This is a genomic window from Streptomyces sp. GLSS-08, from assembly GCF_056387915.1.
Genome location: NZ_JBWJAQ010000003.1, coordinates 79,531 through 99,819, shown reverse-complemented (window position 1 = coordinate 99,819; position 20,289 = coordinate 79,531). Strand labels below are relative to the sequence as shown.

Here is a 20,289-nt window from a genome sequence, read left to right as displayed (position 1 = left end):
ATGCGGCGGAAGGCTTGCCGGGCGTCAGGGCGCGCGCAGGTCGATCAGTTCGGCCAGTTCCTCCCGCTGTCTGCCGGCCGTGCCGTAGGCGAGGGAGTCGGCCTTCGCCCGCTTCAGGTAGAGGTGGACCGGGTGTTCCCAGGTCATGCCGATGCCGCCGTGCAGCTGGAGGGCCTCCTCGGCGGCGTGCACGGCGACCGGCGCCGCGTAGGCCCCGGCGACGGCCACGGCCACCGCCGTGTCCGCACTGCCGGTGGCGAGCGCGTCGGCGGCGTTGCGGGCGGCGGCGCGCAGGTTGACGACTTCCAGCCACACCTGCGCGAGCCGGTGCTTGAGCGCCTGGAAGCCGCCGACGGGCCGGTTGAACTGCTTGCGTTCCTTCAGGTAGCGGACCGTCTCGGTCAGGCACCAGTCGGCGAGTCCGAGTTGCTCGGAGGCGAGCAGGCCGGCGCCGGACCGCAGGGCGCGGGTGATCGCCGGCGCGGCGTCGGGGCTCACCGGACGCGCCGGTGCCCCGTCGAGGACGACCGTGGCGAGGGGCCGGGTGAGGTCGAGGGAGACCTGGGGGGTGAGGGTGACGGCGTCCGCGTCCACGGCGTACAGCGCGCCGTCCTCGGCGGGGACGAGCAGGACGTCGGCGGCCGCCGCGTCCGCGATGCCGGTCAACTCCCCGTGCAGGGAACCGTTTTCGTGGCGTACGGCCTTGGGGGTGCCGCCCGGGGCGACGGACAGCGCGACGGCGAGCACGCCGATCGTCCGGCCGGACGCCAGGGCGGCCAGCAGGGTGGTGGCCTCGTCGCTCTCGCAGGCCAGCAGCGCCTCCGTGGCGACGACCGCACTGGTCAGATAGGGCACGGGCGCAACGGCGCGGCCCAACTCCTCCAGGACGACGGCGGCTTCGCGATGGGTGGCGCCCTGGCCGCCCCGCTCCTCGGGGACGAGGAGGCCGGCGAGGCCCATGCTCTCGGTGAGCGCCTTCCACAGGGCGCGGTCGTGCGGGGCGTCGCTCTCGGTGCGGGTGATGACGCCTGCCGCGTCGCAGTGGTCGGCGAGGAGACCGCGGACGGCGGCGCGCAGCGCCTCTTCCTCCTCCGAGTACAGCAGATCGCTCATCGGGCCAGGTCCTTCCAGGCGACGTCCTTGTCGGTGCGCGGCTCGGAGGGGAGACCCAGCACGCGTTCGGCGACGATGTTCAGCAGGACCTCGGTGGTCCCGCCCTCGATGCTGTTGCCCTTGGAGCGGAGGTAGCGGTAGCCGGCGTCACGGCCGGTGAAGTCCACCTTCTCGGGCCGCCGCATCGTCCAGTCCTCGTACAACAGGCCTTCCTCGCCGAGGAGTTCGACCTCCAGGCCGCTGATCTCCTGGTTGAGGCGGGCGAATCCGAGCTTCATGGCGGAGCCCTCGTGGCCGGGCTGGCCGGCGACGAGCTGCTGGCGCAGCCGCTCCCCGGAGAGCCGGGCGACCTCGGCGTCGACCCACAGTCTCAGCAGTCGCTGGTGCAGGTCGTGGGTGCGCAGCTCGGGGCGCTCGCGCCAGGTCTTCGAGACTGGCCCGATCATGCCGCCCTCGCGCGGGATGCGCATGCCGCCGATGGAGACGCGCTCGTTCATGAGCGTGGTCTGCGCGACCCGCCAGCCGTCCCCGACCTCGCCGAGGCGGTGTGCGTCGGGGATGCGCACGTCGGTGAGGAAGACCTCGTTGAACTCGGCCTCGCCGGTGATCTGGCGCAGTGGCCGCACCTCGACACCCGGGTCGCTCATGTCGCAGACGAAGTAGGTGATTCCGCGGTGCTTGGGCGCGTCGGGGTCGGTGCGGGCGATGAGGATCGCCCAGCGGGCCACGTGGGCGCTGGACGTCCAGACCTTCTGCCCGTTGACCACCCAGGTGTCGCCCTCTCGGACGGCGCGGGTGCCGAGCGCGGCGAGGTCGGACCCGGCGCCGGGCTCGCTGAAGAGCTGGCACCAGACCTCCTCGCCGACCCACAGGGGGCGCAGGAAGCGCCGCTTCTGCTCCTCCGTGCCGTAGCGGAGGATCGTCGGGGCGGCCATGCCGAGGCCGATGCCGATGCGCCGGGGGTCGTTGTCCGGGGCGCCCGCGGCCTCCAGCTCGGTGTCCACGACGGCCTGGAGGGTGCGCGGCACGCCAAGACCGCCGAGTCCCTCGGGAAAGTGCACCCAGGCGAGCCCTGCGTCGAAGCGGGCCCTGAGGAAGTCGAGGCGGTCCGTGCTCGCCGGCGGGTGCGCGGCCAGCAGCTCCTGGGTGCGGCGGCGCAGGCCGGCGGCGTCGAGCGCGCCGCCCTCGCGTGTGGCGTCGGTCATGCGTCTGCTCCGTTCTCCGGCGAGGGGACCACGGCGACGCGTCCCGTCGTGGTCCCGTCGGCGACGCGCTGCACTGCCGCCGCGGCGCCGCTCAGTGGTACGCGCTCGCTGATCAGCGGCTTCACGGCGCCCCGTGCGGCCAGCTCGGTGAGCTGCTCGTGGCAGTGCTGGACCAGCTTCGGGTTCTTGGTGTTGTACAGGCCCCAGTGCAGGCCGAGGATCGCGTAGTTCTTGACCAGCGCGTGGTTCAGGCCGGGGCTGGGGATGGTCCCGCTCGCGAAGCCGACGACGACGATCCGGCCCTCGAAGGCGACGACCTTCGTGGACTGGGTGTACGCCTCGCCGCCGACGGGGTCGTAGATCACGTCGGCGCCCCGGCCGCCGGTGGCCTCCTTCACGGCGCCGATGACGTCCTCGGCGCGTCGGTCGACGACGACGTCGCAGCCGAGTTCACGGGCGACGGCGGCCTTGTCGGCCCCGCCCACCACGCCGATGACGGTGGCGCCGGCGGCCTTGCCGAGCTGGACCGCGGCGCTGCCGACCCCTCCGGCGGCGGCGTGGACGAGCAGCGTCTCCCCCGCCTCCAGGCGAGCGCGCCGGTGCAGACCGAACCAGCCCGTCTGGTAGCCGATGTGCAGGGCGGCCGCCTCGGCGTCGTCGAGGGCGTCGGGCGCGGGCAGGACGGCGGCCGCGTCCGCGACGGCGTACTCGGCGAAACCCCCGTACGGCAGCGCGGGGTTGGCGAGGACGCGGCGCCCGTCCCCGGTCTCGCCGCAGATCTCGACACCGGGGGTGAACGGCAGCGGCGGCCGGACCTGGTACTGCCCGCGGCACATCAGCGCGTCCGGGAAGTTGATGTTCGCCGCGCGCACCTTGAGCAGCAGTTGGCCCTCACCGGGCACCGGCCGCTCCACGTCCACGAGGCGCATCACCTCGCTCGGCTCGCCGTTCTGGTGCACTTGCCATGCCTGCATGCGGGGCCTCCACGGGACTGCTTCGTCTGACCGGGCTCGTCGCATACTAAGCGGTCGCTTGCCGATCAGGGAACAGTCGCGTCCGTCACGGAGCGGACGCCCTGGTGGGCCGCGCCCTGACGTGCATGCGTTCCCCCTGGGGACCGAAGAGACTCAGGAACTCGACCGGTCCTTCCCCCGTGGAGCCGAACCAATGCGGGACACGGGTGTCGAACTCGGCGGCCTCCCCGGGACCGAGCACCACGTCGTGCTCGCCGAGGACGAGCCGCAGCCGCCCGGAGAGCACGTACAGCCACTCGTAGCCCTCGTGGGTCCGCGGGTCGGGCTCCTGCCGGCGCACCGGTTCGAGGACCTTGAAGGCCTGGAGTCCGCCGGGCTGTCGGGTGAGCGGCCAGTGGGTACGGCCGTTGCGCTGGATCGGCTTGGCACGCACGCGCGGATCGTCGACCGGCGGGGCGCCGACCAGCTCGTCGAGTGCGACCCCGTGGGCGCGGGCGATCGGCAGCAGCAGCTCCAGGCTCGGCTTGCGCAGCCCGGACTCCAGGCGCGACAGCGTGCTCACGGAGATGCCGGTCGCCTCGGACAGGCCCGCGAGTGTGGCTCCCCGCTCCTTGCGGATCCGCCGCAGCCGTGGACCGACGCCGGCCAGGACCGCGTCCGCACCCGTCCCGTCCGTCGGTTCTCCGCCTGCACCTGTGCCTGAGTCGCTCATGAACGTATTGCAGATTCAGCAAAGGCGTTTGTCAAGACGGCGGCTGCCGGGCGACTGTCGGGGCGGAGGTGGTCACCATGACCGAGAGGTACGAGGCAGTCGTCGTCGGGGGCGGTACGGCCGGACTGTCGGCGGGGCTGGTACTCGGCCGTGCCCGGCGCAGGACACTCGTCGTCGACGCCGGTGAGCCGCGCAACGCGCCCGCCGCGCACATGCAGGGATACCTGTCCCGCGACGGCATGCCGCCGGCCGAGTTCCTCGCCGAGGGACGGCGGGAGATCGAGCGGTACGGCGTCGAGCTGGTCCGGGACCTGGCCGTTGACGTGTCCCGGGACGAGGCGGGCGAGTTCGACGTGACGCTCGCCGCCGGGGGCACGGTGCACGCCCGCCGGCTGGTCGTCGCCACCGGGCTGGCCGACGAGCTGCCGCCGGTACCGGGCGTCGCCGAGCGCTGGGGACGGGACGTGCTGCACTGCCCCTACTGCCACGGCTGGGAGGTCCGGGACGAGCCCTTCGGGGTGCTGGCCACCGGCCCGATGAGCGTCCACCAGGCGCTGATCGTCAGCCACTGGTCGAAGGACGTGCGGCTGTTCCTGCACACGGTCGACGAGAACACGCTCCCGGACGAGGACCTGCGCAGGCTCGCCGCCGCCGGGGTCGACGTGGTGCCGGGCGAGGTCGCCGCTCTCGTGACCGCCGACGACCGGCTCACCGGGATCCGCCTCGCGGACGGTACGGTCCACGACCGCGCCGTGCTCTTCGTCGCGGCCCGCCTGTCGCCGCGCACGGAGCTGCTGGAAAAGCTGGGCGCCGAGTTCCACGAGACCGCGTTCGGCACGTACCCGGTGGTCGACGAGACCGGCCGCACGACCGTGCCCGGCGTCTGGGCGGCGGGCAACGCGACCAGCCACGCCGAACAGGTCGTGAACGCGGCGAGCGCCGGATACCGGGCGGCGGCCGCCCTCAACGGCGACCTGGTGTTCGGCGACATCGACGCGGCGATCGCCCGCCGCTGATCACCCGGCACGGCGACGCGGCAGGCGACCGACGACCGACGGCAGCACCGCCGCACCGCCGCACCGGCCGCACCGGCCGCACCGGCAACTGATCATCGGACTCCGGCCGGCGCCGGGGGTCCCTTGAGAGTGTGCGCGGGGCGGCGCCGTTGCACCATGGCTGCATGCTGCTGAGCCGGCTCGCCCACGTGTCCCAGGAGGTCGCCGCCACCTCGGCGCGGTCCCGGAAGATCGCTCTGCTCGCCGAGCTGTTCCGGGACGCGGACGCCGACGACGTGCCGATCGTCATCCCGTACCTGGCCGGGCGGCTGCCCCAGGGCCGGCTCGGTGTCGGCTGGAAGCTCCTCGGCACACCGGTCCCGCCCGCCGCCGAAGCCACGCTGACCGTGCGCGAGGTGGACGCCCGCCTGACGGGGCTCGGCGCGGTCACCGGCACCGGTTCCCAGGCCGGACGCAGGCACCTGATGACCGAACTGCTGGCGGCGGCCACCGAGGCGGAGCAGCGCTTCCTGTCCGGGCTGCTGACCGGCGAGGTGCGGCAGGGCGCGCTGGACGCCGTCGCCGTCGAAGGGCTGGCCGTGGCGACGGGAGCGCCCCCCGCCGACGTACGGCGGGCCGTGATGCTCGCCGGATCGCTGCAGACCGTGGCGCAGGCCCTGCTCGCGGACGGCCCCGGCGCCCTGGACCGTTTCCGCCTCACCGTGGGGCGGCCGGTCCTGCCGATGCTGGCGCACACCGCCGCGTCCGTCACCGAGGCGGTCGGCAGACTGGGCCCGTGCGCCGTCGAGGAGAAGCTCGACGGCATCCGCGTACAGGTCCACCGGGACGGCGACCGGGTGCGCGTCTACACCCGCACGCTCGACGACATCACCGGCCGGCTGCCCGAGCTGACCTCGGCGGCGCTGGAGCTGGACGGGGAGCGTTTCATCCTGGACGGCGAGGTCATCGCGCTCGACCAGGGTGGCCGTCCCCGCTCCTTCCAGGAGATCGCCGGGCGCGTCGGTTCACGCCTGGACGTGGCGACGGCCGCCGCCGCGGTGCCCGTCTCCCCCGTCTTCTTCGACGCGCTGTCGGTCGACGGCCGGGACCTGCTGGACCTGCCGTTCGCCGAGCGGCACGCCGAGCTGGCGCGGCTGGTGCCGGAGCCGATGCGGGTGCGGCGCACCCTCGTGCCGGGTGCCGAGGGGGCCGGCGCCGCCGAGACGTTCCTCGCGGACACGCTCGCCCGTGGACACGAGGGCGTCGTGGCCAAGGCGCTGGACGCTCCCTACAGCGCGGGCCGGCGCGGCGCGTCCTGGCTGAAGGTCAAGCCCGTGCACACGCTCGACCTGGTGGTGCTGGCCGCCGAGTGGGGCCACGGGCGGCGCACCGGCAAGCTCTCCAACCTGCATCTGGGCGCCCGCGGCGAGGACGGGGGCTTCGTGATGCTGGGGAAGACGTTCAAGGGGATGACGGACGCGATGCTGGCCTGGCAGACCGAGCGGCTGCGGGAGCTCGCCGTCGACGACAACGGCCACGTGGTGACCGTACGCCCCGAACTCGTCGTCGAGATCGCCTACGACGGCCTCCAGCGGTCCACCCGCTATCCGGCCGGCGTCACGCTCCGCTTCGCCCGGGTGGTCCGCTACCGCGAGGACAAGACCCCGGCCGGCGCCGACACCGTCGCGACCCTCCTGGCGGCCCACCCGGAGGTGGCGAAGTGACGGTGCGACGGAGTGCGGGCCTGCTGCTGTACCGGCGCGCCGACGACGGGATCGAGGTGCTCCTCGGCCATATGGGCGGCCCGTTCTTCGCCCGGCGCGACGCCGGCGCGTGGACCGTGCCCAAGGGCGAGTACGAGCCGGACGAGCCCGCGTGGGACGCGGCGCGCCGCGAGTTCGAGGAGGAGCTGGGGCTGCCGCCGCCCGAGGGCGCGGCGACACCGCTCGGGGAGGTCCGGCAGTCCAACGGCAAGATCGTGACGGCCTGGGCGATCGAGGCCGATCTCGACCCGGCCGCGGTGGTCCCGGGCACCTTCGAGATGGAGTGGCCGCCGAAGTCCGGGCGCGTGCAGGAGTTCCCCGAGCTCGACCGGGTGCAGTGGTGCGGCCTGGAGCGGGCCCGGGCGGTGATCGTGCCGGCGCAGGCGGCGTTTCTCGACCGGCTCATGGAGCACTCGGACTGAGAGTCGGCGTCCGCAAGGCGGCACCGGTTCCCCGAAGAGCCCTCCGCGTTGCGGTGTACCGCGCGGCGCGGGAGGGTCACAGAACAGCCCCGCTCCCAGGAGGTCGGCCATGCCCATCGCGACGGTGAACCCGGCGAACGGCGAGACGCTCAAGACGTACGACGCCCTCGGCACCGAGGAGATCGAGCGCAGGCTCGCCACCGCCGCGGCCACGTTCCGCACCTATCGCACCACGTCCCTCACCGAGCGCGCGCGGCTGCTGCACCGGGCCGCCGGCCTCCTGGACGAGGACCAGGACGAGATCGGGCGGATCATGACCACCGAGATGGGCAAGCCACTCAAGCAGGCCCGCGCCGAGGCGGCGAAGTGCGCCAAGGCGATGCGCTGGTACGCCGACCACGCCGGGGAACTCCTCGCGGACGAGGAGCCGGGCGAGTCGGCGGCCCGCGACTCCGGTGCCTCCCGGGTGATCGTGCGCTACCGGCCGCTCGGCCCGGTCCTGGCCGTCATGCCGTGGAACTTCCCGCTGTGGCAGGTCGTCCGGTTTGCCGCGCCCGCGCTGATGGCGGGCAACGTGGGCCTGCTCAAGCACGCCTCGAACGTGCCGCAGACCGCCCTCTACCTGGAGGACCTGTTCCGCCGGGCGGGCTTCCCCGACGGGTGTTTCCAGACGCTGCTCATCGGCTCCGGCGCGATCGAGGACATTCTGCGCGACCCGCGGATCAAGGCTGCCACCCTCACCGGAAGCGAACCGGCGGGCCGCGCGGTCGCCTCCGTCGCCGCGGACGAGATCAAGAAGACGGTCCTGGAGCTGGGCGGCAGCGACCCGTACGTCGTCATGCCGTCGGCCGACCTCGACCAGGCCGCGAAGACCGCGGTGACGGCGCGTGTCCAGAACAACGGGCAGTCGTGCATCGCGGCCAAGCGGTTCATCGTCCACACGGACGTGTTCGACGCCTTCGCCGAACGCTTCACGGCGGCGATGGGGCGGCTCACGGTGGGCGACCCGATGGACGAGGGCACGGACGTGGGACCGCTCGCCACCGAGCAGGGCCGCAGTGACCTGGAGGAACTCGTCGACGACGCGGTGGAGAGCGGTGCGACGGTCCTGTGCGGCGGCGAGCGCCCCGACGGTCCGGGCTGGTACTACGCCCCGACGATCCTGGCCGACATCACCCCCGAGATGCGCATCCACCACGAGGAGGCCTTCGGACCGGTGGCCACGCTCTACCGGGCCGCCGACCTCGACGAGGCGGTCGCGATCGCCAATGACACGCCTTTTGGCTTGAGTTCGAATGTCTGGACGCGCGACGAGGCCGAGGTGGACCGGTTCGTCCGGGACCTGGAGGCGGGCGGCGTGTTCGTCAACGGGATGACGGCCTCCCATCCGGCCTTCCCGTTCGGCGGGGTCAAGCGGTCCGGCTACGGACGTGAGCTGTCGGAGCACGGAATCCGAGAGTTCTGCAACATCACCACGGTGTGGCACGGAGCGTGAGCGTCCGGCAGCTACGATCCCCCCTGTGAACCGCGAAGTGACCCTCCCTCTGATCGTCGACGACCGCGGCACGCTGCAGGTCTCGGCCGCCGACGTCAGCAAACTGCTGCGCACGGTGGGCGGCCGGTGGCTGCATCTGGTGGAGGCCGGCCAGGACGGTCTCGACGAGGACACGGTCGCGACGCTCACCATCGAACTGGCCAAGCTCGCCGACCGGATCGACGTCGCCTGCATCGCGCACAGCAGCGGGACCACGACGAACTGACGGTGCGTCGGCCGGCCCCCGGACCGGCCGGCCCCGGCCAGTGCTCCTTGCTGGTCGCGCTCCCACAGGGCGTGCCGGAACCGGCTCTCGCAGCCCCGCAGGAGGCGGCCGTACCGAAGGGGGCCGTCTCCTCGCCGAGCCGCCCGGCGTCGAGCGCCTCCTGGACTGCGTCGAGCGCCCGCCGCCCCAGCTCTGGGCGTGGAGTTCGACCCCGTCCTGGCCGAGCTGATGCGGGAGGGCCCGGTCACCCGCATCCAGCTGCCGGACGGTGAGGGCTGGGCGTGGCTGCTGACGCGACACGACGACGTGCGCGCGGTCACCGACGACCCCCGCTTCAGCCGCGCGGCGGTCGTGGGACGGCAGGTCACCCGGCCCGCCCCGCACTTCCACCCGGCGGCGGGCGCGGTGGGCTTCGCCGACCCGCCCGACCACACCCGGCTGCGCCGCTCGGTGGCCGCGGCCTTCACGGCCCGCGGAGTGAAACGGCTGCGCGACGGCGCCCGCGGCATACTGGACGGGCTGGTCGCGGAGATGCTCGGGGACGGTCCGCCCGCGGACCTCACCGAGGCGGTCCTGAGCCCCTTCCCCGTCGCGGTCGTCTGCGAGCTGATGGTGGACGCGCTGCTCGACCGGGTGCCCGGGCTGCGGCTCGCCGTGCCGGCGGACAAGGTCCCCTTCAGGCGCGACGCGCTGATCCGCGGTCCCGAGGCCCTGCCCGTCACCTCGTGACCGGCCCATGACGGGCGCTGACCCCGCTGCTCGTGCCGCCCGGTCACAGCCGTACGGTGCGCACCCCGCCGGCGCTTCGGCACGGGAAACGGGATCGTGCGGGCCGCCCCGGGCACGGTGATCGTCGTGCCGCCTGGGTGCCCGCACGCCTTCGCGAACCCCACGGACGTACCCGTGGAGAATTCAGCGGATCGGCATCCCCGACAGGGTGCGGGCGATCACCAGGCGCTGGATCTCACTCGTGCCCTCGAAGATCGTGTAGATCGCCGCGTCGCGGTGCATCCGCTCCACCGGGTACTCCCGGGTGAACCCGTTGCCGCCGAGGATCTGCACCGCCTGGGCGGTGACCTTCTTGGCGGTCTCGCTGGCGAAGAGCTTCGACATGGAGCCCTCGGCCGCGGTGAACGGCTTGCCGTTCACCGCCATCCAGGAGGCGCGCCACACCAGCAGGCGGGCCGCGTCGATCGACGTGCGCATGTCGGCGAGCTGGAAGGCGACACCCTGGTTGTCGATGATCGGGCGGCCGAACTGCTCCCGGGTCTTGGCGTACTCCAGCGCCTCCTCGTACGCCGCGCGGGCGGTGCCGACGGCCATGGCGCCGACCGCCGGGCGGGACGCCTCGAACGTCGCCATCGCGGCGTTCTTCACCCGCTCCCCGCCCTTCCTGGCGCGCTCACGGGCCCGCGCGAAACGCTCGTCGAGCTTCTCCTTGCCGCCGAGCAGGCAGGAACCGGGGACGCGGACGTTCTCCAGGACGACCTCGGCGGTGTGCGACGCGCGGATGCCGTGCTTCTTGAACTTCTGGCCCTGGGACAGACCGGGCGTGTTCGGCGGGACGATGAAGGAGGCGTGGCCCTTGGAGCCGAGCTCGGGGTCGACGACCGCGACCACGACGTGGACGTTGGCGATGCCGCCGTTGGTCGCCCAGGTCTTGGTGCCGTTGAGGACCCACTCGTCCTTGGCCTCGTCGTAGACGGCACGGGTACGCATGGAGGCCACGTCGGAGCCGGCGTCGGGCTCGGAGGAGCAGAAGGCGGCGACCTTGACATCGTTGGCATCGCCGTACATCTGGGGGATCCAGGTGCCGATCTGCTCCTCGGTGCCGTTGGCGAGGACACCCACGGCGGCGAGGCCGGTGCCGACGATCGACAGGGCGATGCCCGCGTCGCCCCAGAACAGCTCCTCCATCGCCATCGGGATGCCGAGGCCGGTGGCGTCGAAGTACTGCTGGGCGTAGAAGTCGAGGGAGTAGATGCCGACCTTCGCGGCCTCCTGGATGACCGGCCAGGGAGTCTCCTCACGCTCGTCCCATTCGGCGGCGGCGGGACGGATCACGTCGGCGGCGAAGCCGTGCAGCCAGTCCCGGACCTCCTTCTGTTCGTCGTTGAGCTCCATGGTGAACTCGGCCATGTCCCCTCCAGCGTTGCCTGCGCGTGTTACTTGCGGTAACGGGAGTCTGTTACCGGCGGGTAGTAAAAGTCAACTCCCCGATTCCACTCGGTAGCCCGTTCGATAGGGCGTTGCCCGTGAGTGTTAGTTTGCGCAGGCGTCACCGAATCAGCACAGGTGGGGAGAGCACATGGAGACCACGCAGCGGACCGAGCAGCAGAGGTCCGCCGACCGACGCCGGCGCGAGCTGCTGGAGGCAGCCGACCGGGTGGTGCTCCGCGACGGCCCGGGCGCCTCGATGAACGCCATCGCCGCCGAGGCGGGCATCACCAAGCCGATCCTCTACCGGCACTTCGGCGACAAGGGCGGACTCTACGCCGCCCTCGCCAAGCGGCACACGGACGCCCTCCTCGAAGCCCTGCGGGCCGCACTGGACGCCCCGGCCGGGCGCAGGCAGCGGGTGGAGGCGACGCTGGACACCTATCTCTCGGCCATCGAGGCCCGACCGCAGGTGTACCGCTTCCTGATGCATCCGGCGGAGGCAGGCCAGCCGGGCGACATGGGCTTCGACGTCGGTCTGCACTCCGCCCCGCTGCTGCGCCGCATGGGCGAGGAGCTCGCCCAGGTCATAGAGGAGCGCGTCGACCTCGGCCCCGGCAGCCAGCAGCTCGCCCGGGTGTGGGGACACGGCATCGTCGGGATGATGCACGCGGCCGGCGACTGGTGGCTCGGCGAACGTCCCTGCCCGCGCGCCGAGTTGGTGCGGAGCCTGGCCGACCTGCTGTGGGGCCGGCTGGCGGCGGCCGGCGACAGGGCGGGCGGGCCCGGCTTCTGACCTTGCGTCGGCAGAGGCCCCGTGCCCGCAGGCGCTCGTCGCGTGGGCGGGACTCAGTGCGCCCAGGAGGCCCGCGCCGCCCGGCGCAGGACCCGGCGGCGCCGGACGCCGGTGACCCGGTCCGGGTACACCAGGCCGTCGAGGTGGTCGCACTCGTGCTGCAGACACCGGGCGAACCAGCCGGTGCCGCGCACCCGCAGCGGTTCGCCGGTCACCGTGAAGCCCTCGACGAGCGCCTGGTCGTACCGCTCGGTGCCCGCTTCCAGGCCCGGCAGCGACAGACAGCCCTCCGGGCCGCGCAGCACCACCCCGTCCGCCTCGACGAGCCGCGGGTTCACCAGGTGTCCCACATGACGGACGTCCTCGTCGTCCGGGCAGTCGTACACGAAGACCCGCAGCCCTTGCCCGATCTGGTTCGCGGCGAGGCCCACGCCCCGGGCGGCGTACATCGTCGCGAACATGTCCTCGACGAGTCCGGCCAGTTGGGGACCGAAGTCCGTGACGTCCTCGCACGGCGTGTGCAGCACGGGATCACCGAGCAGGGTGAGGGGCCGGACTCGCCCTCGGGCGCCCGGGATGGAGCGTTGTCGCATGGCGGCAAGGGTACGGTCCTCAATGTCGCGCGAATGTCGCGCGGGCACCGTGACGGTGCCGCGATTCGGGCACGTGAGTGGATCTCGATAGGCTGAGGGCCACACGGTGCCGGGGGCAGAGGCGCGGCGCGTACGCAAGGAGGATCGAGAACGATGTCAGGCAACTCGGACCCGCTGACGCCGCGGGCCAAGCTGGCCGTGACGGCGGGCAAGGCGGCCGCGGCCGTCTCGCGTGCCGCTGGACGCGGCAGCGGATCGGTGATCGGCGGCCGGGTGGCACTCAGGCTCGACCCCGATCTGCTGGCCCGGCTCGCCACACACCTGGACGTCATCCTGGTGTCGGCCACGAACGGCAAGACCACCACCACCCGGCTGATCGCGGAGGCGCTGCGCGCCGCGGGCCCGGTCGTCTCGAACGCGCTGGGCGCGAACATGCCCGCCGGCATCACCTCGGCGCTGGCCGGCGGTTCCGAGGCCAAGTTCGCGGTCATCGAGGTCGACGAGAAGTACCTGGCCGGAGTCGCGCGCGACACCGACCCGAAGGCCATCGCGCTGCTGAACCTCTCGCGCGACCAGCTCGACCGCGCCGCCGAGACCCGCATGCTCGCCGAGCACTGGCGGGAGGGCCTGGCCGGCACCAAGTCCGTCGTGATCGCCAACGCGGACGACCCGCTGGTCGTGTGGGCCGCCTCCTCCTCGCCGAACGTGGTGTGGGTGGCCGCGGGCCAGATGTGGAAGGACGACGCCTGGTCCTGCCCGTCCTGCGGCGGTGTGATGCAGCGGCCCGGTGACGACTGGTTCTGCAACGAGTGCGGCTTCCGGCGCCCGACGCCCAGTTGGGCGCTCTCCGGGGACTACGTCCTCGATCCGCACGGCTCCAGCTGGCCGATCCACCTCCAGCTGCCCGGCCGCGCCAACAAGGCGAACGCCGCCTCCTCCGCCGCCGTCGCCGCCGTCTTCGGGGTGCCGCCCCAGGTAGCCCTGGAGCGCATGTACCAGGTGCAGGCGGTGGCCGGACGCTACGACGTCGTGCAGTTCATGCAGCGCGACCTGCGCCTGCTGCTCGCCAAGAACCCGGCGGGCTGGCTGGAGACGTTCTCGCTGATCGACCCGCCGCCGACCCCGGTCATCCTGTCGGTGAACGCGCGCGGCGCCGACGGCACCGACACCTCCTGGTTGTGGGACGTCGACTACACGCGGCTGACCGGCCACCCGATCTTCGTCGTCGGCGACCGGAAGCTGGACCTCGCGGTGCGCCTGGAGGTCGCCAACCAGCACTTCGAGGTCTGCGAGAACCTCGACCAGGCCGTGCAGAAGGCGCCGCCCGGACGGATCGAGGTCATCGCGAACTACACCGCGTTCCAGGACCTGCGCCGCCGCGTCGGAAACTGACCCAAGAGGATGACCATGACTGACAACCAACTGCGGCTGGTGTGGATCTACCCGGACCTGCTCAGCACCTACGGCGACCAGGGCAACGCCCTCGTCGTCGAGCGCCGGGCCCGTCAGCGCGGACTCGACGTGGCCCGCGTGGACGTGCGCAGCGACCAGCCGATCCCGACCTCCGGCGACATCTACCTGATCGGCGGCGGCGAGGACCGGCCGCAGCGGCTGGCGGCCGAGCGGCTGCGCCGCGACGGCGGCCTGCACCGCGCGGTCGGCAATGGGGCGATCGTCTTCTCCGTCTGCGCCGGCTACCAGATCCTCGGCCACGAGTTCATCAACGACCTCGGCCAGCGCGAGCCCGGCCTCGGCCTGCTCGACGTGGTCTCCACCCGCGGCGAGGGCGAGCGGTGCGTCGGCGACGTGCTCGGCGACATCGACGCCCGCCTCGGCCTGCCGCCCCTGACCGGCTTCGAGAACCACCAGGGCATCACCCACCTCGGCCCCTCCGCGCGCCCGTTCGCGAACGTGCGGCTCGGCAAGGGCAACGGCACGGGTGACGGCACCGAGGGCGCGTACAACGACACCGTCTTCGGCACCTACATGCACGGTCCCGTGCTGGCCCGCAACCCGCTGATCGCGGACCTGCTGCTGAAGCTGGCGCTCGACGTGAACGCGCTGCCGCCGATCGACGACCGGTGGTACGAGGCGCTGCGTTCCGAGCGGATCGCGGCGGCTCAGCAGCCCGCCTGAGACTACGCGCGCCGTCCGCCCACGGCCCCCGAGAAACGGTTCGGCAGAGCCCGTCTGACACGGGTTCCGCTCAGCTGTGCGGGGGCGTCCAGCAGGCGGACGCCCGGTGCGGCCCCGCCCCCTCCCGCCGGTAGGGTGGCGGGGATTCCAGCCGGACAACGTGGTCCGGTCCCCGGCCCACGCGGAGAAGGTATTTCGGGCTATGCGCATTGGTGTCCTCACCTCCGGCGGCGACTGCCCCGGCCTGAACGCCGTCATCCGGTCCGTCGTGCATCGTGCCGTCGTCGACCACGGCGACGAGGTCATCGGCTTCCGGGACGGCTGGAAAGGCCTTCTGGAGTGCGACTACCTCAAGCTCGACCTCGACGCGGTGAGCGGCATCCTCGCCCGCGGCGGCACGATGCTGGGCTCGTCCCGGGTCCAGCCGGCGCACCTGCGTGACGGTGTGGAGCGGGCCAGGGGGCACGTCCAGGAGCTCGGTCTCGACGCGATCATCCCGATCGGCGGGGAGGGCACCCTCAAGGCCGCCCGGCTGCTGTCCGACAGCGGTCTGCCAATCGTCGGCGTGCCGAAGACCATCGACAACGACATCGCCGCCACGGACGTGACCTTCGGCTTCGACACGGCCGTGGGCGTCGCCACCGAGGCGCTGGACCGGCTGAAGACCACCGCCGAGTCCCACCAGCGCGTGCTGATCGTGGAGGTCATGGGCCGCCACACCGGCTGGATCGCGCTGCACTCCGGCATGGCGGCCGGTGCGCACGCCATCGTCGTGCCGGAACGCCCCTTCGACATCGCGGAGCTGGCCGCCAGGGTCGGCGAGCGCTTCGAGGCGGGCAAGCGGTTCGCCATCGTCGTGGCCGCCGAGGGCGCCAAGCCGCGCGAGGGCACCATGAGCTTCGACGAGGGCGCCAAGGACATCTACGGACACGAGCGCTTCGCCGGCATCGCCCGCCAGCTCTCCCTGGAGCTGGAGGAGCGGCTCGGCAAGGAGGCCCGTCCGGTGATCCTCGGGCACGTCCAGCGCGGCGGCACCCCGACGGCGTACGACCGCGTGCTGGCGACGCGGTTCGGCTGGCACGCCGTGGAGGCCGTGCACCGCGGCGAGTTCGGGAACATGACCGCGCTGCGCGGTACCGACATCGTGATGGTGCCGCTCGCGGACGCGGTCGAGACGCTGAAGACGGTCCCCGAGGAGCGGTACGCCGAGGCGGAAGTGGTCCTCTAGTCCGCCGCGGACCGTCCGGTCCGACGCCGCCCGTCCCGAAGCCCCGCCCCCGGTCGCAGCCGCGACCGGGGGCGGTTCTACTCTGGACCCGGACAGACAGCCCACACCCTCCCCCAGTGGCGTAAAAGGGCCCGGGAGGCACCCCCACGAATCAGGAGCCGGCGGATGGATCACAGCGGGCACGGCATGACCACGGAGCTGCCGCCGTTCACGCTGGGACGAGGTCTCGAGTGGTCCACGGACCCGTTCTTCCTCGTCGCCTGTCTGGCGGGGCTCGGCCTGTACGGCTGGGGGGTCGTGCGTCTCGCGCGGCGCGGTGACGCCTGGTCGGCCGGCCGGACCGCGTCCTTCGTCATCGGCGTGCTGACCGTCCTGCTCATGATGTGCACCCGGCTGAACGACTACGGCATGGTCATGTTCAGCGTGCACATGGTCCAGCACATGGTGATCAGCATGCTCTCGCCGATCCTTGTCCTGCTCGGGGCGCCGATCACCCTGGCGCTGCGGGCGTTGCCGGTGGCCGGCACCCGGGGGCAGAAGGGCCCGCGCGAGCTGCTGCTGATGTTCCTGCACAGCCGCTACATGCGGATCGTCACGCACCCGGCATTCACCATCCCGCTGTTCATCGCGAGCCTCTACGCCCTCTACTTCTCGCCGGTCTTCGACTTCCTGATGGGGTCGAGGGCCGGTCACATCGCGATGATGTGCCACTTCCTCGCCGTGGGACTGGTCTTCTTCTGGCCGATCATGGGCGTGGACCCCGGCCCGCACCGGCCCGGCTATCTGATGCGGATGCTGGAGCTGTTCGCGGGCATGCCGTTCCACGCCTTCTTCGGCATCGCGCTGATGATGGCGTCCGCGCCGATGGTTCAGACGTACGAGAACCCGCCCGCCTCGCTCGGCATCGACGCGCTAGCCGACCAGAACGCGGCGGGCGGCATCGCCTGGGCGTTCAGCGAGATCCCCACGGTGCTGGTGCTCCTGGCGCTGCTGTTCCAGTGGTACGGCTCCGAGCAGCGGCAGGCCCGCCGCACCGACCGGGCCGCCGACCGCGACGGCGAGAAGGAGCTGGCGGCGTACAACGCCTACCTGGCATCCCTGGACGCCCGCGGCCGCTGAACCGGCCCCACGGGCCGCAGCGCGGAAACAGGCCCCTCACGTCCCAGGTGGACCGTTCCGAGCCGGATCGGGGCACCATGGAGGAGGACGAACCATGAGGAGGGTGTTGCGATGCCCGGTTCCACGAAGACGATGGGGGTGCTCACCATAGGTGGGCTCGTCGCGGTGACGGCCTACACGGTGGCCCTGGGGAGCAACGGCTGGCTGTGGTTCGGCTGGGTCGTGCTCGGTCTGATCACGCTGGGAATGGTGGCCACCCGCACCACCTGACGCCCCCTGCCCCGGGGCGGCAGCCGGTCGCCCCGGGGAGTCAGTCCCGGGGCAGCCGTCCCGCCGAGTGCACGCCCGGCTGGTACTTCGGCAACCGGGTCGTGATCTTCATGCCCGCTCCCACCGCCGTCTCGATGACCAGCCCGTGGTCGTCCCCGTACACCTGGCGCAGCCGCTCGTCGACGTTCGACAGGCCGATGCCGCCCGAGGGGCTGACCTCCCCGGCGAGGATGCGGCGCAGCAGCACGGGGTCCATGCCTGCGCCGTCGTCCTCGATGACGACCAGCGCCTCGGCACCGGCGTCCTGGGCGGTGATGCTGATGCGGCTCTTGTCGGTCCTGCCCTCCAGGCCGTGCTTGACGGCGTTCTCCACCAGGGGCTGGAGGCAGAGGAAGGGCAGCGCGACCGGCAGCACCTCGGGGGCGATCTGCAGGGTGACCGCGAGCCGGTCGCCGAAGCGGGCGCGGACGAGGGCCAGGTAGTGGTCGATGGCGTGCAGCTCGTCGGCGAGGGTGGTGAAGTCGCCGTGCCTGCGGAACGAGTAGCGGGTGAAGTCGGCGAACTCCAGGAGCAGTTCGCGGGCGCGCTCGGGGTCGGTGCGCACGAACGAGGCGATCACCGCGAGCGAGTTGAAGATGAAGTGCGGGGATATCTGCGCACGCAGGGCCTTGATCTCCGCCTCGATCAGGCGGGTGCGCGACCGGTCCAGGTCGGCGAGTTCCAGCTGGACCGAGACCCAGCGGGCGACCTCGCCCGCGGCCCGGACGAGGACGGCGGACTCGCGGGGCGCGCAGACGACCAGCGCTCCGTGCACCCGGTCGTCGACCGTGAGCGGGGCGACGACGGCCCAGCGCAGCGGGCAGTCGGGGGTGTCGCAGACGAGCCGGAAGGCCTCACCGCGGCCGGACTCCAGGGGGCCGCCGAGCCGCTCCATGATCTCGGCGCGGTGGTGCTCCCCCGCGCCGTCCCAGGCGAGGACCGTCTTGTGGTCGGTGAGACAGAGGGCGTCCGTGCCGAGCAGGGTGCGCAGCCGGCGGGCGGATCTGCGGGCCGTCTCCTCGGTGAGCCCGGCGCGCAGCGGGGGCGCGGCGAGGGAGGCGGTGTGCAGGGTCTGGAAGGTGGCGTGCTCTACGGGGGTGCCGAGGCCGCCGAGGCTGCGGGGCCTGGAGGTGCGCCGGCCGAGCCAGAAGCCCGCGGCCAGCAGGGGGAGCACGGCGACGCACAGCCCGGCGAGGAATCCGCTCACGCCCGTACCCCCCGGCAGGCGTCCGGTCCGCCGGAACCCCGCGTACCGCTCACGCCCCGGCCTCCTTCGGGTGCGCTGCCGCGGTGCGTCTCGGCTCGTCGGACAGCTCCTCCGGCAGGTGGAACCGGGCCAGGATCGTCGCGGTCCGCGGGGGCACCCGGCCCGGCGTGGCCAGGGACACCAGCACCATGGTGAGGAAGCCGAGCGGCACGGACCACAGCGCGGGCCAGGCGAGCAGCGCGTGCAGGGTGCCGGTGCCGGGCCAGCCGGCCATGGTCGCGGCCACGGCGGCGAAGGCCGCGCCGCCCCCGACCAGCATGCCGGCCGCCGCGCCGGGCGGGGTCAGCCGCCGCCACCAGATGCCGAGGACGAGCAGCGGGCAGAAGGAGGACGCGGACACGGCGAAGGCGAGGCCCACCGCGTCGGCGACGGGCAGCCCGCCGACCAGCATGCTCGCCGCCAGCGGCACGGCCATCGCCAGGACCGTCCCGAGGCGGAAGTGCCGTACCCCGCGGGAGGGCAGCACGTCCTGGGTGAGGACGCCGGCCACCGCCATGGTCAGTCCGGAGGCCGTGGACAGGAACGCGGCGAAGGCTCCGCCCGCCACCAGTGCCCCGAGCAGGTCGCCGCCGAGGCCGCCGATCATGCGGTCGGGCAGCAGCAGTACGGCGGCGTCGGCGTTGCCGGTGACGGTGAGCTCGGGGGCGTAGAGCCTGCCCAGCGCGCCGTAGACCGGGGGCAGCAGATAGAAGGTGCCGATGAGTCCGAGCACCGCGACGGTGGTGCGGCGGGCGGCGACCCCGTGCGGGCTGGTGTAGAAGCGGACCACCACGTGCGGGAGTCCCATCGTGCCGAGGAAGGTGGCGAGGATCAGTCCGTACGTGGCGTACAGGGGGCGTTCCTCGCGGCCTGCCGCCAGGGACGTCGACATGCCGCCGCCGTCCGCCCGGTCGGCGGCGGGGACCGGGGCGCCCTCGGCGAAGACCAGCCGGGTGCCGCGCGCGATGTGGTGAGCGCCGGCCGGCAGGCGCAGCCGGTCCCCCGTGTACCGGTGGCCGTCGACCGTGCCGCTCACCGTGACGCCGAGCGGCGCGGCGAGTTCCAGGTCGAGGCTGTCGTCGACGCGGACGACCCGCTGTTCGCGGAAGACGGCCGGTTCGTCGAAGGCGTGCCGCGGGGCGCCGTCGTCCTGCCAGGCGAGGACCAGGAACAGGGCGGGGACCAGCAGCGCGGTGAGCTTCAGCCAGTACTGGAAGGTCTGCACGAAGGTGATGCTGCGCATGCCGCCCGCGGCGACCGTCGCGACCACCACGAGGGCGACGAGCACGCCGCCGAACCGGTCGGGCGCGTCGGTGAGCACGGCCAGCGTGAGGCCCGCGCCCTGCAGCTGGGGCAGCAGGTACAGCCAGCCGACCCCGACCACGAAGGCGCCGGCCAGTCGGCGCAGCGGCTGCGAGGCGAGCCGCGCCTCGGCGAAGTCGGGCAGCGTGTAGGCCCCGGAGCGGCGCAGCGGGGCGGCCACGAAGAGCAGCAGCACCAGGTAGCCCGCGGTGTAGCCGACCGGGTACCAGAGCATGTCGGGGCCCTGGACCAGGACGAGTCCCGCGATGCCGAGGAAGGAGGCCGCGGACAGGTACTCGCCGCTGATCGCGGCCGCGTTGAGCCGGGGGCCCACGGTGCGCGAGGCGACGTAGAAGTCGGAGGTGGTCCGGGAGATGCGCAGTCCGAACGCGCCGACCAGGACGGTCGCGAGGACGACCAGGGCGACCGCGGAGACGGCGTAGCTCTGGTTCACGGCGT

The 20,289-nt window shown here is 72.8% G+C and carries 19 protein-coding genes and 2 pseudogenes; 13 read left to right on the top strand and 8 right to left on the bottom strand.

What is annotated here, in order from left to right:
- Nucleotides 1–24: 24 nt before the first annotated feature.
- The 4 genes from AC0ZLC_RS06035 to AC0ZLC_RS06020 all read right to left on the bottom strand — a co-directional run bounded on the left by AC0ZLC_RS06035 (nt 25) and on the right by AC0ZLC_RS06020 (nt 4,004).
- Nucleotides 25–1,113, bottom strand: coding sequence for an acyl-CoA dehydrogenase family protein (locus AC0ZLC_RS06035; RefSeq protein ID WP_476750834.1), 1,089 nt, complete (start codon nt 1,111–1,113; stop codon nt 25–27).
- Nucleotides 1,110–2,318 (bottom strand): acyl-CoA dehydrogenase family protein, encoded by a 1,209-nt coding sequence (locus AC0ZLC_RS06030; RefSeq protein WP_476750833.1) that lies wholly within the window; start codon nt 2,316–2,318, stop codon nt 1,110–1,112. Before AC0ZLC_RS06030 ends, AC0ZLC_RS06035 begins: the two co-directional genes overlap by 4 nt.
- Nucleotides 2,315–3,292: an NADPH:quinone oxidoreductase family protein gene (locus tag AC0ZLC_RS06025; protein ID WP_476750832.1), complete on the bottom strand. Its 978-nt coding sequence runs from the start codon at nt 3,290–3,292 to the stop codon at nt 2,315–2,317. Before AC0ZLC_RS06025 ends, AC0ZLC_RS06030 begins: the two co-directional genes overlap by 4 nt.
- A gap of 85 nt (nt 3,293–3,377) precedes the next feature.
- Nucleotides 3,378–4,004, bottom strand: a complete 627-nt coding sequence (locus AC0ZLC_RS06020) for a helix-turn-helix domain-containing protein (RefSeq protein WP_476750831.1) — start codon at nt 4,002–4,004, stop codon at nt 3,378–3,380.
- Between the two features lie 77 nt (nt 4,005–4,081).
- Between AC0ZLC_RS06020 and AC0ZLC_RS06015 the strand changes: the two genes are divergently transcribed.
- From AC0ZLC_RS06015 to AC0ZLC_RS05985, 7 genes and pseudogenes are all read left to right on the top strand, one after another.
- Nucleotides 4,082–5,020: an NAD(P)/FAD-dependent oxidoreductase gene (locus AC0ZLC_RS06015; RefSeq protein WP_476750830.1), complete on the top strand. Its 939-nt coding sequence runs from the start codon at nt 4,082–4,084 to the stop codon at nt 5,018–5,020.
- A 164-nt stretch (nt 5,021–5,184) separates the two neighbouring features.
- Nucleotides 5,185–6,723: an ATP-dependent DNA ligase gene (locus AC0ZLC_RS06010; protein ID WP_476750829.1), complete on the top strand. Its 1,539-nt coding sequence runs from the start codon at nt 5,185–5,187 to the stop codon at nt 6,721–6,723.
- A gap of 2 nt (nt 6,724–6,725) precedes the next feature.
- Nucleotides 6,726–7,184, top strand: a complete 459-nt coding sequence (locus AC0ZLC_RS06005; RefSeq protein ID WP_476751187.1) for an NUDIX hydrolase — start codon at nt 6,726–6,728, stop codon at nt 7,182–7,184.
- Nucleotides 7,185–7,293: 109 nt separating this feature from the next.
- On the top strand, nt 7,294–8,679 hold the full coding sequence (locus AC0ZLC_RS06000; RefSeq protein WP_476750828.1) for an NADP-dependent succinic semialdehyde dehydrogenase: 1,386 nt from the start codon (nt 7,294–7,296) through the stop codon (nt 8,677–8,679).
- 25 nt (nt 8,680–8,704) lie between these two features.
- Complete coding sequence (locus tag AC0ZLC_RS05995) at nt 8,705–8,944, top strand: DUF6213 family protein (RefSeq protein WP_358851145.1); 240 nt, start codon at nt 8,705–8,707, stop codon at nt 8,942–8,944.
- A gap of 165 nt (nt 8,945–9,109) precedes the next feature.
- Nucleotides 9,110–9,577, top strand: a pseudogene (locus AC0ZLC_RS05990) (cytochrome P450 family protein); the annotation flags it as partial.
- A 177-nt stretch (nt 9,578–9,754) separates the two neighbouring features.
- Nucleotides 9,755–9,853, top strand: a pseudogene (locus AC0ZLC_RS05985) (cupin domain-containing protein); the annotation flags it as partial.
- 3 nt (nt 9,854–9,856) lie between these two features.
- Here the strand turns inward: AC0ZLC_RS05985 and AC0ZLC_RS05980 are convergent.
- Nucleotides 9,857–11,083, bottom strand: a complete 1,227-nt coding sequence (locus AC0ZLC_RS05980) for an acyl-CoA dehydrogenase family protein (protein ID WP_358853747.1) — start codon at nt 11,081–11,083, stop codon at nt 9,857–9,859.
- Nucleotides 11,084–11,252: 169 nt separating this feature from the next.
- Here AC0ZLC_RS05980 and AC0ZLC_RS05975 point away from each other — a divergent pair, with 169 nt between their 5' ends.
- Nucleotides 11,253–11,897 carry a TetR/AcrR family transcriptional regulator gene (locus tag AC0ZLC_RS05975; RefSeq protein ID WP_476750827.1) on the top strand — a complete coding sequence of 215 codons (645 nt, stop codon included), beginning with the start codon at nt 11,253–11,255 and terminating at the stop codon, nt 11,895–11,897.
- Between the two features lie 53 nt (nt 11,898–11,950).
- On the opposite strand, the gene def is transcribed toward AC0ZLC_RS05975, so the two are convergent.
- Nucleotides 11,951–12,490, bottom strand: coding sequence for a peptide deformylase (def, locus tag AC0ZLC_RS05970; RefSeq protein WP_476750826.1), 540 nt, complete (start codon nt 12,488–12,490; stop codon nt 11,951–11,953).
- A gap of 153 nt (nt 12,491–12,643) precedes the next feature.
- Between def and AC0ZLC_RS05965 the strand changes: the two genes are divergently transcribed.
- From AC0ZLC_RS05965 to AC0ZLC_RS05945, 5 genes are all read left to right on the top strand, one after another.
- The gene (locus AC0ZLC_RS05965; protein ID WP_476750825.1) at nt 12,644–13,882 is read left to right on the top strand and encodes a DUF1727 domain-containing protein; all 1,239 of its coding nucleotides are present in this window, start codon (nt 12,644–12,646) and stop codon (nt 13,880–13,882) included.
- A 15-nt stretch (nt 13,883–13,897) separates the two neighbouring features.
- Nucleotides 13,898–14,626: a type 1 glutamine amidotransferase gene (locus AC0ZLC_RS05960; protein WP_358853751.1), complete on the top strand. Its 729-nt coding sequence runs from the start codon at nt 13,898–13,900 to the stop codon at nt 14,624–14,626.
- Nucleotides 14,627–14,828: 202 nt separating this feature from the next.
- On the top strand, nt 14,829–15,854 hold the full coding sequence (locus AC0ZLC_RS05955) for a 6-phosphofructokinase (protein WP_476750824.1): 1,026 nt from the start codon (nt 14,829–14,831) through the stop codon (nt 15,852–15,854).
- Between the two features lie 165 nt (nt 15,855–16,019).
- On the top strand, nt 16,020–16,973 hold the full coding sequence (locus AC0ZLC_RS05950; protein WP_476750823.1) for a cytochrome c oxidase assembly protein: 954 nt from the start codon (nt 16,020–16,022) through the stop codon (nt 16,971–16,973).
- 111 nt (nt 16,974–17,084) lie between these two features.
- Nucleotides 17,085–17,243, top strand: coding sequence for a hypothetical protein (locus AC0ZLC_RS05945; RefSeq protein ID WP_356164609.1), 159 nt, complete (start codon nt 17,085–17,087; stop codon nt 17,241–17,243).
- 40 nt (nt 17,244–17,283) lie between these two features.
- On the opposite strand, the gene AC0ZLC_RS05940 is transcribed toward AC0ZLC_RS05945, so the two are convergent.
- On the bottom strand, nt 17,284–18,489 hold the full coding sequence (locus AC0ZLC_RS05940; RefSeq protein ID WP_476750822.1) for a sensor histidine kinase: 1,206 nt from the start codon (nt 18,487–18,489) through the stop codon (nt 17,284–17,286).
- Between the two features lie 49 nt (nt 18,490–18,538).
- Nucleotides 18,539–20,284, bottom strand: a complete 1,746-nt coding sequence (locus tag AC0ZLC_RS05935; protein WP_476750821.1) for a sodium/solute symporter — start codon at nt 20,282–20,284, stop codon at nt 18,539–18,541.
- Nucleotides 20,285–20,289 lie beyond the last annotated feature (5 nt).